Annotated in this window: 1 protein-coding gene; it reads left to right on the forward strand. The window is 52.8% G+C overall.

The genetic code is table 11. The features are described from left to right. Positions 1–94: 94 nt before the first annotated feature. Positions 95–250, forward strand: a 156-nt coding sequence (locus AC25ND_RS26430) for a transposase (RefSeq protein WP_486976688.1), incomplete at its 3' end; no start/stop codon positions are given.

Raw genomic sequence — 250 nt, forward strand, 5'->3', positions numbered from 1 at the left:
CTAGGTTCTGTATGAAAACCTTTGAAACCTCACCGGAGTCTCTGGAGGCCTGATTTTCCGTAGAGTTCTCGCTTTTTAGGCGAAGGATTCTGCCATGTCCAAGCGATACGAACTTTCCGACGCAGAATGGGAAGTAGTCGCGGATCTCTTTACCGCACATCGACGTACAGGACGCCCAAGAGTTGACGATCGCTTGATGCTCAACGGCGTGTTGTGGGTGCTGTGCTCAGGTGCAACCTGGCGGGACATG

The sequence above is a fragment of the Pseudomonas sp. P110(2024) genome (genome assembly GCF_057480795.1).